Origin of the sequence: Streptomyces venezuelae, from assembly GCF_008642335.1 — a bacterium.
In the GTDB taxonomy this organism is placed as follows: domain Bacteria; phylum Actinomycetota; class Actinomycetes; order Streptomycetales; family Streptomycetaceae; genus Streptomyces; species Streptomyces venezuelae_F.
Genome location: NZ_CP029191.1, coordinates 6,473,923 through 6,487,447, shown reverse-complemented (window position 1 = coordinate 6,487,447; position 13,525 = coordinate 6,473,923). Strand labels below are relative to the sequence as shown.

The window sequence follows — 13,525 nt, the reverse complement described above, 5'->3', positions numbered from 1 at the left end:
AGGCTCCTACGGCCTCGGCACGTTGCGCAGGTTGGAGCGGGCCATCTGCAGCATCCGGCCCACCCCGCCGTCCAGGACGATCTTGCTGGCGGAGAGGGCGAAGCCGGTCACCATGTCCGAGCTGATCTTGGGCGGGATGGAGAGGGCGTTCGGGTCGGTCACGATGTCGACGAGGGCGGGGCCCTTGTGCGCGAAGGCGTCCTTGAGGGCACCGGCGAGCTGCTTGGGCTTCTCCACCCGTACGCCGTAGGCACCCGCCGCGCGGGCGACGGCCGCGAAGTCCGGGTTGTGGTTGGCCGTGCCGTAGTTGGGCAGCCCGGCGACCAGCATCTCCAGCTCCACCATGCCCAGCGAGGAGTTGTTGAACAGCACGACCTTCACGGGCAGATCGTGCTGGACGAGGGTGAGGAAGTCACCCATCAGCATGGAGAAACCGCCGTCGCCCGACATGGACACGACCTGCCGCTTCCGGTCGACGAACTGGGCGCCGATCGCCTGCGGCAGGGCGTTCGCCATCGAGCCGTGGCTGAAGGAGCCGATGATCCGGCGCTTGCCGTTCGGGGTGAGATAGCGGGCCGCCCACACGTTGCACATGCCGGTGTCGACGGTGAACACCGCGTCGTCGGCAGCGAGGTCGTCGAGGACCGACGCGACGTACTCGGGGTGGATCGGGACGTGCTTCTCGACCTTGCGGGTGTACGCCTTCACCACGCCTTCCAGCGCGTCGGCGTGCTTCTTGAGCATCTTGTCGAGGAACTTGCGGTTCGACTTCGGTGAGACGCGCGGGGTCAGACAGCGCAGCGTCTCGCGCACGTCGCCCCAGACGGCGAGGTCGAGCTTCGAGCGGCGCCCGAGCCGCTCCGGACGCACATCGACCTGGACGATCTTGACATCGTCCGGCAGGAAGGCGTTGTACGGGAAGTCGGTGCCGAGCAGGATCAGCAGGTCGCATTCATGTGTGGCCTCATAGGCGGCGCCGTAGCCCAGCAGGCCGCTCATGCCCACGTCGTACGGGTTGTCGTACTGGATCCACTCCTTGCCGCGCAGCGCGTGCCCCACCGGGGACTTCACCTTCTCGGCGAACTCCATCACCTCGGCGTGTGCGCCTGCCGTGCCGCTGCCGCAGAACAGGGTGACCTTGTCGGCCTCGTCGATCATCGCGGCGAGCTGCTCGATCTCCGCGTCGCCGGGCCGCACGGTGGGGCGCGACGTCACCAGCGCGGTCTCGCCGCCCTGCTCCGGCGCGGGCTCGCCCGCGATGTCCCCGGGCAGGGACACCACACTCACGCCGCCCTGCCCGACGGCGTTCTGGATCGCGGTCTGCAGCAGCCGCGGCATCTGCTTCGGGGTCGAGATCAGCTCGCTGTAGTGACTGCACTCGCGGAACAGCTGGTCCGGATGGGTCTCCTGGAAGTACCCGAGGCCGATCTCGCTCGACGGGATCTGCGCGGCGAGCGCGAGGACCGGGGCCATGGAGCGGTGCGCGTCGTACAGGCCGTTGATCAGGTGGAGGTTGCCGGGGCCGCAGGAGCCCGCGCAGGCGGCGAGGTTCCCGGTGATCTGGGCCTCGGCGCCGGCCGCGAAGGCGGCGGTCTCCTCGTGCCGCACCTGGATCCAGTCGATGTCCTTGGTGCGTCGGATGGCGTCCACGACCGGGTTGAGACTGTCGCCGACGACTCCGTACAGGCGCTTGACGCCCGCCCGGACGAGGGTGTCGACGAACTGCTCGGCGACGTTCTGCTTGGCCATGCTGTAGCACCTTCCGACGCTGGTGAACCGTGATTCACCCCGTGTGACCCGTGGACCAGGACTTCACTCGTACGAAGCCGGAGCTTCTGGTCGCCCTTCCGGTCGCCTCTGGTCCATGAATTCACAGGTGCGGCGGTCATGCCTCCCAGACGGCGGCGGCCGTGCGGTCGTCGGCGTACCCCTTGACCCGGACCTGGACGTCGGCCAGGAACGCGGCGAGCCCCGGGGGGCCGCCCTTCTCCCATCTGCGGGTGAGGTGTTCGGCGAGCTCGGGTTCACCGCGCAGCGGCTCGGCGAGGCCTTCGCTGCACAGGACGAGCGTGTCACCCGGGCGGGCGATGGAGGCGCGGAAGCGGAAGGGGTCGCGGGGCGGCTCGGGGGCGGGTTCGTACGGGCTCGGGGGCGTGGTGATCCCCAGCGCCATGGTGAGCCGATCGCTCTCCTCCGCCTGCTCGGGCTGCCCCGGCGGAGGCGGCGAACCGAAACCGACGACTCCTTCACCGGTGGCCTCCGCGACACGCGGTTCGATGTCCTGCCACGCGCCGTCGCGCAGCCGGAAGAGGCCGCCCGCGCCGACACCGAAGAACACGCGCGTACGGCACGACGGGTCGGCGGGCAGCAGAAGACACCTGAGGGACGCGGCGTACTCGTCCGGTTCCATGCCCAGGTCCGCGGCGTGCGCGCGGAGCTTGCCGAGGCTGCGGTCCGTGAGGCGGTGCAGGCCCGACTTCAGGTCGCCGCGCCGGGCGGCCCTGATGTCCTCGGCGAGCCGCGCGTGGCTGCGTCCGACGGCCCGCCCGATCCAGTCGCACGCCTCGGCGGCGGCGCGGTGCGCGCCGGGCGTGGCGCGGGCGCCGGTGGCCATGGCGACAAGCACGAGGGCGTCCTCGCCGCTCCCGAAGCGGGCGGTGAGCAGCGCGTCGCGGCGCGGCTCGCCCCGGTACCGGGCGGAATCCCCGCGCACGGAGGCGGCCCGCAACGTACTGGCCCCGTACCGGGCCCCGTCCAGCACGGTGTCGGCGACGAGCTCCCCGAGATCATCGGGATCCGCGGCAGGCAAGGCGCTGGGCTCGGCTTCATAGGTGGGCGGCCCGTCCCCCACGTAGGGAACTCCGTCATCGGCCGACCGCGGAGACACGCCGTGGGCGCCGGGCGGACGGGGAGAGGCACCGTGGACGCCAGGCGGACGTGAACCGGCCGCCCCGGCACGGGGCCCTTCCGTGGACGCCCCGGAGTACCCGACTCCCTCGCCACCGCCCCCGCGCTCCCCGGCAGGAAACGTCGAAGGACCACCGGACACGGCAGGCGGCGCCCAGGGCGCCGGGGCGGTGAAGGTGGGCGGGGTGCGCGGGGGGCGGGACGCGGCGGGTTCTTCGGGGGCGGGAGACGCGGGGGGTTCCGGCCGGCCGGCGGGGGTGCGGCCGGCGCTCGGGTCGTAGGGCGGGCCTGCCGCGTCGGGCGGGTCGGTGTCGTCGCGGGGGTCGTGGGCAGCGAAGGGTCCTGGACGTCCCGGCCGGCCGGCCACGTCGGGCGGGGCCCCGGCTCCGCGGGGGCCGGGGGCGGCGAAAGGCCCAGGAGGTCCCGGCTCGCCGGGCACGGCGGGCGGGGTGTTGTCGTCGCGGGGGCCGGGGTGGGCGTCGGAGGGGTCCGTGGAAAACGGGTCCGTGGGTGGGCGTTGGGGTGGGACGGGGGGCTGGAGTGCGTTCGAGGCCGAGGCGTATCTGTCGTCCAGGGTGTCCGGCGTCGAAGACGGGCCCGTGTCCGGCGCGGCGTCGTCGTACAGCTGTCCCCACCAGTCGTCGTCGCGACCGCTGGGCCTGTCCCCCTGCTGGCTCATGCCCCTAATTTTCCACCGCGACGGCCGTACGAAAACGGTGCATCCGGAAATTCCGGCCATCTCGGCGACGACAGGGGCCGCCGGGCGGGCCCACCCCCCACAGGAGGACCGCCCGGCGGGACCGGTGTGACTAGCGCACGTCGTAGGCGCGAGCCACGGTCTGTGTGACGGAGTTGCCGTGAGCGTCCGTCAGTCGGGTTTTGAGCCGGACCGGCTTGCCGGAGGCGTCCGCGTGGTTCACGGTCGCACTCCACTTCCCGCCGTGTTCGGCGGTCTTGGCCGCCGTCCACGTCCGGCCCTCGTCGTACGAGTACGACAGCGTCGCTTTGGTGAGCGCGCCGGGTTCGTACCCCGCGTGCCCCGTCACGCCGAGTTCAATCCGCTGTCCGTCCTTCGCGGGGAGGGTTTTCAAGCCGTCCTCGGCGAGGGTGTACCTCGGGAAGAGCATCGGGATGCCCTGGGAGGCCGCGTCCTCGTCGAGGTGCGAGCGGAACGACCACGTCGTCTCCGTCGACGTCGACCGGTGCCACACACGGGAGCCGAGCTTCATCGTGGAGAGGGTGAGGTCGTACGCGGAGTCCTCCGCCGGGACGCTGAACACCCCGGACGGCCAGCCGGACTCCCCCACGACCTCCCCGTCCCGCTCGAGCCGCACGGAACCGATGTCGCCGAAGCTGCCCTGGATCCCGCCGTGTTCGGCATCGGCCCAGAAGCCCGGGGCCACCCCGATCAGGTTCCCCTGCCGCTCACCGGCGAGCGCGGGCCTGCCCGCGGCGTCACGGGGCGCGCCGGGCGTGAGGACCCCGTCGTACCAGGTCTCCTCGCGCCGCTCGCCCTTCTCGTACGTGCGCACCGGGTCGATCATGAACTCCCCGTACGGGAAGCTGCTGGACACCTGGTGGCCCCAGCCGGTCGTGCCCGCCGAGTAGTACTCGGTGCGCTTGCCGGGGGCGGGGACCGACGCGAGGTTGCCGAAGTAGATCTCCAGGCCGGTGGGACGGACCGCGGAGGGCAGGTCCACGTAGTCCGTGGCCTGGCCCATCGCCCGGTACGTCGCCTCGTTCGCGGCGAGGTCCTTGTCCCGCACGCGATAGGTGCGGTCGGCGCGGATCTGCCCGGTCTCGGGGAACGCGAGGTTGTAGACGTAGGGGCTGTTCGCGGTGGCCTTCCACCGCAAGACGACGGGGCCCGAGGCCAGTCGGGACAGGACGTACGCCGCGTCGTCCGGCTCGATGCCGAGGACCGGCAGCGGCGATCCGGTGAATCCGGCGGACGGGTACCAGCGGCCGGGAGCCGCGCGGTGGGCGAGGACGGCGACCGCGCCTGCCTTCTTCGCCTCGGCGGCCACGGCCGCCACGTCACCGCTGTCAGGCGCCTCGACCAGTGCGATCCTGCCCTTGACGCCCGCGGCTTCGAGCTCCTGCGCGGTACCGGACTTGGCGTCGACGACGGCGGCCTTGCCGGTGCCGTCGAGGTTGGCGGAGCCGAGGGAGGCGGTGAGAGGGTGCAGCTTCTTGTCCGGGTTCTTGTCGCCCACCACGGCGAGTTCGGTGATCTGGGGTGCCGCGGTACGCCAGTAGCTGCCGGATTCGAAGGTGCCGTCGGCCGGCCTGCCCTCGACGGACTGGTAGTAGGAGCGGATGGTGCGCGGTCCCGCGGCGGTGCCGGCGTGCAGCCAGTTGTCCTTGCCCCAGGTGCGGGCGAAGGCGAGGGTGGCGCCGCGCACTTCGGACGCCTTGTCCGTCCTGACGGTGAGGCGGTGCGCCTTGCGGGCGTCGAGCGTGATCGTGGTGTCCTTCTCGACCTCGACCTGCGGGCGGGCGATGTGGGTGAGGGAGTCGGTGAGTTTCTTGTCGCCGCCGCCTTCGGTGTCCCGCGTGTCGATGAACCCGGTCAGGAAGTAGGAGCCGGGACGGACCTGGTACGTCTGGTCGTTCGCGCCCTCGTTGAAGCGCCGCTCGCCGGTGGCGGTGTCGGTGCCGATGAGGTCGACGGATGACGTTCCGTCAGCGGCCCTGCCGTGGCGGTCGATCAGCTTCACGCGGAGGCTGACGGTCTCCGGCTGGACGTAGAGGGAGAAGGGCGTGGAGACGCGGGTGCCGTCGGCCGCGGTGGCGAGGACGCGTCCCGTGACGTCGCCGTACTGGGCGCGCTTGAGCTCCGCGTCCGGGGTGACCTTCAACGGCACCCGTACGGTGGCCCCGGCCGGGACGGTCACGGAGCGCTTGCCGAGCCGCGCGACGCCGGAGCGGACGGAGGAGCCGTCGTTGCCGGTGACCGCGTCCACGGCCAGCTGCAACGTGACGGCCTTGTCGGTGGTGTTGGTGTAGGGCACGTCGACCGTGGTGCGGTCGGAGGAGTCCTGCGGCCAGCCGAAGCTGCCGCCCTGCACGGCGGGTGAGCCGAGCACCTTCTGGTCGACGGCCGCCTTGGCGTCGAGGCGTCCGCCGCCGGTCTCGCGCGCGTCGCCGGGCACGCGGCTGTCGGCGGACGACACGAGGGCCGCCTTGATCCGCTGGGCGCTCCAGTCGGGGTGGCGCTGCTTGACCAGGGCGGCGGCGCCCGCGACGTGCGGGGTCGCCATCGACGTACCGCTCATGGATCGGTACGCGTGGACGCCCCTGCCGCCCGCGGCCGCGGCGGAGATGCCGACGCCGGGCGCGGCGATCTCCGGCTTGAGGGTGTGCGAGCCGTAGGCGGGCCCGCGGCTGGAGAAGGGGGCCGTGGTGTCGTCGCGGTCGACGGCGCCGACGGTCAGGACGCCGGGCGCGCAGCCGGGCGAGGAGACGGAGTTGAGGGAGGGCCCCGTGTTGCCGGCGGCGATGACGAAGAGGGTGTCCTTCGCGGACCGCGCGAGCTCCTCGGTCGCCGTGCTCATCGGGTCGGTGCAGTCGGTCCGCGCCGGGTTGCCGAGGCTCATCGAGACGACGTCGGCCTTCTGGTCGACGGCCCACTGCATGCCCTCGATGATCCAGGACGTGGCGCCGGACCCGCTGTCGTTCAGGACCTTGCCGTGCAGGAGCTCGGTGCCGGGTGCGACGCCCTTCTTCTTGCCGCCGCTCGCCGCGCCGGAGCCGCCGACGGTGGAGGTGGTGTGGGTGCCGTGGCCCTGCCGGTCCTCGGTGTCCGGGGAGTCGGTGAAGTTCCTCGTCGCGCCGATGCGGCCCTTGAGGTCGGGGTGCCCGGCGTCGGCGCCGGTGTCGAGGACGGCGACCTTGGTGCCCTTGCCGTCGTATCCGGCGGCCCAGGCCTCGGGGGCGTGCACCTGCTTGGTGGACCTCTCGAGGGTGGCCTCGACCTTGGCGTCGAGCCACAGTTTCTTCAGATCGCCCGCGGCACGGGACCGGGGGTTGGTGATGTCCGCCCAGAAGTCACCGGCCTTCTTCTTGTCGGCCTTCAGGGCGACGCCGTCGACGGGTTCGAGGACGGGGCCGCGCTCGGCGCCGCGCGGGGTGGCGGGCACCGCGCGGGCGACGTCGACGGACGTGTCGTACACGGCGATGAGCGGCAGCTTCTTGGAGTGCGCGTCGTCGTAGCCCTGGCGGACGAGCCCGGTGACGTTGAAGAGCTCCTCGTCGACGAGGCCCTCGGCGATGGCGTGGACGGCGCCTTCGGGGTAGACGTACAGGTCCTTGCCGGACTGCCGCGTCTGGATCATCGGCGTCGTGCCGTCCTCGCCGGGCAGTGCGGCGGCCCCCGCGCTGCTTTTGCCGCGGCTCTCGCCCCCGCTCTTGCCGTCGGATCTGACCAGGACGCGGTCACCGGTGACGAGGGTGACGACGGCACCGCCGTCGCGCTGGAGGGCGCTGCCCACCAGTGGCCTCTCGTCCGCCGTGTCCGCGCGTGGCTCGGCCACGGACGGAACGGCCGCGGTGACGGCGAGGGCGACGGCGGACGCCGCCCCCAAGGCCGTACGCGATATCAGGCGCATCGCTCTCCCCAGGGTTGGTGGGCATGCAGACGGGCACGCAGGACTGGACCGCGGTCAAGACGGCCCAAAGGCCGCGAACGTGACCGTGGTTGGTGCTGCGGTGGCGTCACCTTGTCATCGGGACGCGCGGTGCGGGGATGATGTCCTCGGGCGGGTTTACGCCGTGGCTGTTTCCCGCCACGGCGCCGCCGGAACGGAGCACTGGGGAGGGGCGGTCGCCGCATGCTGTCTGCGATAGGTCTGGACGAGACGCACGAGTCGGCGTACCGGGCGCTGGTGTCGGTGGGCGCCGCCGACGTCGCGGACCTCGCGCGCAGGCTCACCCTCGGCGAGCCGGAGACCGAGCGGACACTGCGCCGCCTGGAGCGGCACGGGCTAGCCGCGCAGGCGTCCGGCAGGGCGGGCCGCTGGGTGGCGGCACCGCCCGGCGTGGCGCTCGGTGCGCTCCTCACGCAGCAGCGGCACGAGCTGGAGAAGGCCGAGCTGGCGGCGACGCTGCTCGCGGAGGAGTACCGCGCGCAGGCCACCGAGCCGACCGTCCACGACCTGGTCGAGGTGGTCACGGGCGCGGCCGCGGTCTCCCAGCGCTTCCTCCAGCTGCAGCTGGGCGCGAGTGACGAGGTGTGCGCCCTCGTCACGGGCAGCCCCGTCGCCATCACGGGTACGGAGAACAGCGCCGAGGAGCAGGCGACGGGGCGCGGCGTGCGCTACCGCGTCGTGGTCGAGCGCACGGTACTCGACCTCCCGACGGGCCTCGCGGAGCTGTCGGCGGCGATCGGACGCGACGAGCAGGTACGGGTCGTGGACCGCGTCCCCACGAAACTCGTGATCGCCGACGGCACGCTCGCGATGGTGCCGCTGACCTCGCGCACGGCGGAGCCCGCGGCACTCGTCGTGCACGCCAGCGGCCTGCTGGAGTCCCTGTCGGGTCTCTTCGAGGCGGTGTGGCGGGAGGCGTTGCCGCTGCGCATCGGCGAGAACGGCGGCGCCCTGTCCGAGGCCGCGCCGGAGGGCCCGGACGGCACGGACCTGGAGATCCTGTCCCTCCTGCTCGCCGGCCTGACGGACGCGAGCGTCGCGAAACAGCTGGACCTGGGCCTGCGGACGGTGCAGCGCCGGGTGAAGCGGCTGATGGAGCTGACGGGGGTGACGACGCGGTTGCAGCTGGGCTGGCACGCGTACGAACGAAACTGGGTGGCACGCCGCTAGCGCCAGCGCTTTCCTGCCCCCTCTCCCTGTGCCCTTGCTGCGTCCTCGCCGCGTCCTCGCTGTGTCCTCACTCCGCACCCGGGACTAACCTGACCTGCGGTTTCACCGGATCTGCGGCACTCTGGACAGATGGGAGCGTGGGAACTCCTGCTGGTCGGCGTGGTCATGCTGCTCGGCCTGTGCGGAGTCTTGGTGCCCGGTGTGCCGGGGGCGTGGCTGGTGTGGGCCGCGGTCCTCTGGTGGACGCTGCAGGACCCGAACGGGCTCGCCTGGGGCATCCTCGTCGGCGCGACGCTCGTCCTCCTCGCGGCGCAGGCCGTCCGCTGGCAGCTGCCGCCCCGCCGCCTGCGCGAGAGCGGCGCGACACGCCGCATGGCGGTCTTCGCGGGGGCGGGCGCGCTGCTCGGCTTCTGCGTCGTGCCGGTGATCGGCGCGATCCCCGGCTTCATCGCCGGGATCTACACCGGCGAACGCCTGCGCCTGGGCGGCCACGGCGAGGCGGTGACCGCGACGCGGACGGCCCTGCGCATGGGCGGAAGCAGCGTGCTCACGGAACTGTTCGCGTGCCTGCTGATCCTGGGGGCGTGGTTGGGGGCGTTGATCTGGGGGTGAGGGGCGGTTCAGCGGGGGCGGTGATGAGGACCGCCACGGACGCCACCCGTCGCGGGTTCGGTCCGGCCCACCGGACAGCGCCACACCCGGATCGCACGCGAGCATCCGCCTACGAGCCGCCTGCCAGGGCCAGGTGGCGCAGCGCGTAGGACCGCCATGGACGCCACGCGTCGAGGGTCTGGTCCGGGGCGCCCGGGAGCGCCACGTCCGGGTCGCCCAGTGCCCGCATTCGGATGAGCGCGGCCGTTCGTGCGTCGACGCCCGGGAGGGCCCGCAGCACCGCCTCCGCGTCGTCGCGGTCCGCGCCCGCGTCCAGGCGCAGGGAACCGTCGGCGAGTGCGGCGGCCAGCGCGCCGAGCGTGCCCGGTGCGGCGGCCAGCGCGGCGGGGGCCGGGAACGTGTGGGTGAGTCCGCCGCACGCCGCGTCGAGCACGGTGCCGTGCTCCCGGACGAGGCGTCCCGCCTCCTCCCTGCCCACCAGCGCACGCACCGCGAACTCGTCGGGGTCGGCGGTGCCCGGCGACCGCAGCCCGGGCCTGGCGGTGACGAGCGGTGCGAGCCGGGGGTCGGCGCCGAGCCGCGCGTCCACGGCGTACGGGTCGGCGTCCAGGTCGAAGAGGCGCCGCAGGCGCTGCACGGCCGTGGTGAGGTCGCGCAGGTCGCTGAGGTGAAGCCGGGCGTCGAGCCAGCCGCCCCGGTGCACGGCCTCGCCGGCCGACCCCGCGCCGGTGCCGGTGCCGGTGCCACTGCCGGTCGTGGTGTCGTGGTGCGTTTCCTCGACGGCGACGATGCCCGTGCCGTGCGGCAGCCGGAGCGTACGCCGGTAGGTGCGGGCACCCCGTTCGCCGGTGACCTCCTCGATGCCGGTGACGGTCTCCTCGGCGAGCAGGTCGAAGACGGCGTCGGCGCGGTAGGGGCCACGGTGGGCGAGGCGGAGCGGGATGCCGGCGGCGGGAGTGGCGCGGGCGGCGCCGCGGCGCGGGGCGGCGGCGCGCAGGGCGGTCGGCGTCAGCGCGTACACCGTCCTGATCGTGTCGTTGAACTGCCGCACGCTGGCGAATCCGGCGGCGAAGGCGATCTCGGTGACGGGCAGGTCCGTGGTCTGCAGCAGTACGCGGGCGGTGTGGGCGCGCTGCGCTCGCGCGAGGGCGACGGGGCCCGCGCCGAGCTCGGCGGTGAGCTGACGCTGCACCTGCCGGGCGCTGTACCCGAGCCGCACGGCGAGCCCCGGTACGCCCTCGCGGTCGACGACGCCGTCCCCGATCATGCGCATGGCGCGGCCCACGACATCGGCGCGCACGTTCCAGTCGGCGGACCCGGGAACGGCGTCCGGCCTGCACCGCCGACAGGCACGGAAGCCGGAGGTCTGGGCGGCGGCAGCGGTGGTGTAGAAGCGGACGTTCTGCCGCTTGGGGGTGACGGCGGGGCAGCTGGGACGGCAGTAGATGCCAGTGGTCCGGACGGCGAAGAAGAACGCACCGTCGAACCGAGCGTCCCGGCTGCGCACGGCCTCGTACCTGGTCTCTTCATCGATCACGCCTCCATTGTGGGGTGGAGGGGAGGGCGGGGGCTGGCGGAATTCGGACATGAAGGTCCCGGCCCCCTGGGACTGTGCCCCCCACCTCCCCGGGGCGAGGGGCGCAGCCCCAGCGGGGCGAGGGCGCAGCCCCAGCGGGGCGAGGGGCGCAGCCCCAGCGGGGCGAGGGGCGCAGCCCCAGCGGGGCGAGGGGCGCAGCCCCAGCGGGGCGAGGGGCGCAGCCCCAGGGGGCGCGGGGCGCAGCCCCAGGGGGGCGCGGGGCGCAGCCCCAGGGGCGCGGGGAACTGCGCGCCCAGCCACAACGAACCCGCAGCTCCCCACACCCCCGAGGCCCCACCAACCCCCGAGGGCCCCCCACCCCACCCCCCCAAGCTCAGCGCACGCGCCCCCGCTTGATGTCGAGCGCCGCCCGCCCCTCCGCCCCCCGCAACCGCCACTGCCGCCGCATCTCCGCGCGGGCCCGCGCGTCCGTCTTGGCGACGATGCGCTGGTTCTCGCGGATCAGCTTGCGGTAGCTGTCGAGGCGGCGCTCGGGAAGGACGCCGGACTCGACCGCGTCGAGCACGGCACACCCCGGCTCCGCCCCGTGCGCGCAGTCGTGGAACCGGCACCGCGCCGCCAGTTCCTCGATCTCGGAGAAGACCTGCCCGACGCCGCTCTCGGCGTCCCACAGGCCCACTCCGCGCAGCCCGGGCGTATCGATGAGGACCCCGCCCCCGGGGAGGGGGATGAGGTTGCGCGTGGTCGTCGTGTGCCGGCCCTTGCCGTCGACGTCGCGGATGGCCTGGACCTCCATGACGTCGGCCCCGGCGAGCGCGTTGGCGAGCGTCGACTTGCCGGCGCCGGACTGACCGAGCAGCACCGACGTACCGCCGGAGACGACCGCGGCGAGGATGTCGACACCGTCCCCGGACGTGGCGCTGACGGGCAGCACCTGCACGCCGGGCGCGGCGGTCTCCACGTCCTCGACGAGGTGGCCGAGCGTCGCGGCGTCCGGCACGAGGTCGGCCTTGGTGAGCACGACGACCGGCTGCCCGCCGGACTCCCAGCCGAGCGCGAGGAACCGCTCGATCCGCGCGAGGTCGAGCTCCGCGGCGAGCGACACCGCGATGATCGAGTGGTCGACGTTGGCCGCGAGGATCTGCCCCTCGGACCGCTTGGAGGAGGTGGAGCGCACGAAGGAGGTGCGCCGCGGCAGATACGTCTGTACGTACCGGGGGTCGGCGCCGTCCGCGTCGACGGCGACCCAGTCGCCGGTGCACACGACCTTCAGCGGGTCGCGCGGGGTGACGAACTCGGTGTCGGCGCGCACGGTGCCTTCGGCGGTGATGACGTCGCACTGCCCGCGGTCGACCCGGGCGACGCGCCCGGCCACGAGGCCTTGCGCCGCGTAGGGCGCGAACTCGGCTTCCCAGTCCGCGTCCCAGCCGTACGGGGCGAGGGGGTGCGAGGAGGCAGCCGAAGAGAACGGAGAGAGAGAAGAGGAAGACAAGGGAAACCCTTCACAGGGCGGCCCCGGCACCCGCGCACGCCGTCAGCGCGCACGGAAAGAGAAAGAGGTCGGATCAGCCGGTGGCCACGGAGGTGGACTTGATGAACTTCCGGATGCGGGCAGCGCCCATCGCAACGACAGCCATCGGTCAACACCTCCAGATCCATACCGCTACTGATACCGCTACTGCTGCTGATCTGCTCAGCCGGACCCGACGGCCGAACGACCGCCTGGGAACACCCGAACCCTATCCACACCCCCGCCCGGCCCACCACCGATTATTTCCGCCACGTCCGAGCCAAGCTCAACCGCGCACCCGACCACCCGAAACGGATAGCGCTCTACGCGGACATGGGCCGCTCCCGACCCCCCGGCCGCCGCGCCACGAACACGTACTCCCGCCCCGGCCGGTCCGGGGCGTCGCGGACCTCGTCCACCACGTATCCCTGGGCGCCCAGTTCCGTCTCCACCTCCGCGCGCTCGCGGAAGCACAGGGTCGAGTCCGATGTCATGACCTGCCCGTCCGCTTCGAAGACGTAGGTCCAGTGGTACGACACCAACGGGCCGTCCACCGCCGTCACTTCGACCCAGCTCTCGACCGCACCCGTTCCCGGCACCCGGGTCACGCGGTGCGAGGCCTCGCGGGTCCAGTTCTTCCAGGCGCGCCGGGCGGGGACCCTCGTCTCGAAGATCAGGCGGCCGCCCGGGCGCAGTGCTTCGCGGGCGGCTCGCAGGGTCTCGCGCCATGCGTCCGGGGCGGTGATCTGCTGGGCGACGTTCGCCGTCATGGTGACCAGGTCGACCTGGAGGGGCGGGAGTGACGACGCGTCGCCGTGGATCCAGCGCACGCGTTCGGCGCCGGGCTTGGCGCGGGCGACGTCCAGTGACGCGGCGGCCGGGTCGACGCCCACGACGTCGACGCCGCGCCCGGTCAGCCGCAGCGCGAGCACGCCGGTGCCGCAGCCGATGTCGAGGACCCGGCGCGCGCCGAACTCCTCCGCCATGGCGACGTACGCGTCGAGGTCGGAGCGGTCGGGGTCGAGCACGTCGTAGAGCGCGGCGAGGCGCGGGTGTGCGTATTCCGCGTCGGTCGTCTCCGCGTCGGTCGTCTCCGCGTCGGTCGTGCCCACATCGGTCGCGTCCGTGCCGTCTGCCGGC

At 73.1% G+C, this 13,525-nt stretch carries 8 protein-coding genes; 2 read left to right on the top strand and 6 right to left on the bottom strand.

Going from position 1 to position 13,525, the window contains the following annotated elements; translation table 11 throughout:
- Nucleotides 1–6: 6 nt before the first annotated feature.
- The 3 genes from DEJ49_RS29120 to DEJ49_RS29110 form a co-directional block, all read right to left on the bottom strand.
- The gene (locus tag DEJ49_RS29120) at nucleotides 7–1,749 is read right to left on the bottom strand and encodes a pyruvate dehydrogenase (protein ID WP_150186854.1); all 1,743 of its coding nucleotides are present in this window, start codon (nucleotides 1,747–1,749) and stop codon (nucleotides 7–9) included.
- Nucleotides 1,750–1,885: 136 nt separating this feature from the next.
- Nucleotides 1,886–2,851 carry a protein phosphatase 2C domain-containing protein gene (locus DEJ49_RS37025; protein ID WP_411757208.1) on the bottom strand — a complete coding sequence of 322 codons (966 nt, stop codon included), beginning with the start codon at nucleotides 2,849–2,851 and terminating at the stop codon, nucleotides 1,886–1,888.
- 865 nt (nucleotides 2,852–3,716) lie between these two features.
- Complete coding sequence (locus DEJ49_RS29110) at nucleotides 3,717–7,517, bottom strand: S8 family peptidase (protein WP_150186852.1); 3,801 nt, start codon at nucleotides 7,515–7,517, stop codon at nucleotides 3,717–3,719.
- A gap of 222 nt (nucleotides 7,518–7,739) precedes the next feature.
- Between DEJ49_RS29110 and DEJ49_RS29105 the strand changes: the two genes are divergently transcribed.
- Nucleotides 7,740–8,726 (top strand): helix-turn-helix transcriptional regulator, encoded by a 987-nt coding sequence (locus DEJ49_RS29105; RefSeq protein WP_150186851.1) that lies wholly within the window; start codon nucleotides 7,740–7,742, stop codon nucleotides 8,724–8,726.
- 129 nt (nucleotides 8,727–8,855) lie between these two features.
- On the top strand, nucleotides 8,856–9,338 hold the full coding sequence (locus DEJ49_RS29100; RefSeq protein ID WP_150186850.1) for a DUF456 domain-containing protein: 483 nt from the start codon (nucleotides 8,856–8,858) through the stop codon (nucleotides 9,336–9,338).
- A 109-nt stretch (nucleotides 9,339–9,447) separates the two neighbouring features.
- Here the strand turns inward: DEJ49_RS29100 and DEJ49_RS29095 are convergent, their stop codons facing one another.
- The 3 genes from DEJ49_RS29095 to DEJ49_RS29085 form a co-directional block, all read right to left on the bottom strand.
- The gene (locus DEJ49_RS29095; RefSeq protein WP_190329656.1) at nucleotides 9,448–10,872 is read right to left on the bottom strand and encodes a DNA-3-methyladenine glycosylase 2 family protein; all 1,425 of its coding nucleotides are present in this window, start codon (nucleotides 10,870–10,872) and stop codon (nucleotides 9,448–9,450) included.
- A gap of 376 nt (nucleotides 10,873–11,248) precedes the next feature.
- Entirely contained in the window at nucleotides 11,249–12,367 is a 1,119-nt protein-coding gene (gene rsgA, locus DEJ49_RS29090; protein ID WP_150186848.1) for a ribosome small subunit-dependent GTPase A, read from the bottom strand.
- Nucleotides 12,368–12,708: 341 nt separating this feature from the next.
- Nucleotides 12,709–13,497, bottom strand: a complete 789-nt coding sequence (locus DEJ49_RS29085; RefSeq protein WP_223833241.1) for a class I SAM-dependent methyltransferase — start codon at nucleotides 13,495–13,497, stop codon at nucleotides 12,709–12,711.
- Between the last annotated feature and the right edge of the window lie 28 nt (nucleotides 13,498–13,525).

What these genes read in the sequence shown, in the direction of transcription:
- DEJ49_RS29120 (WP_150186854.1), bottom strand. Translation starts at nt 1,749, where the DNA reads ATGGCCAAGCAGAACGTCGCCGAGCAGTTCGTCGACACCCTCGTCCGG.
- DEJ49_RS29105 (WP_150186851.1), top strand. Translation starts at nt 7,740, where the DNA reads ATGCTGTCTGCGATAGGTCTGGACGAGACGCACGAGTCGGCGTACCGG.
- DEJ49_RS29110 (WP_150186852.1), bottom strand. Translation starts at nt 7,517, where the DNA reads ATGCGCCTGATATCGCGTACGGCCTTGGGGGCGGCGTCCGCCGTCGCC.
- DEJ49_RS29100 (WP_150186850.1), top strand. Translation starts at nt 8,856, where the DNA reads ATGGGAGCGTGGGAACTCCTGCTGGTCGGCGTGGTCATGCTGCTCGGC.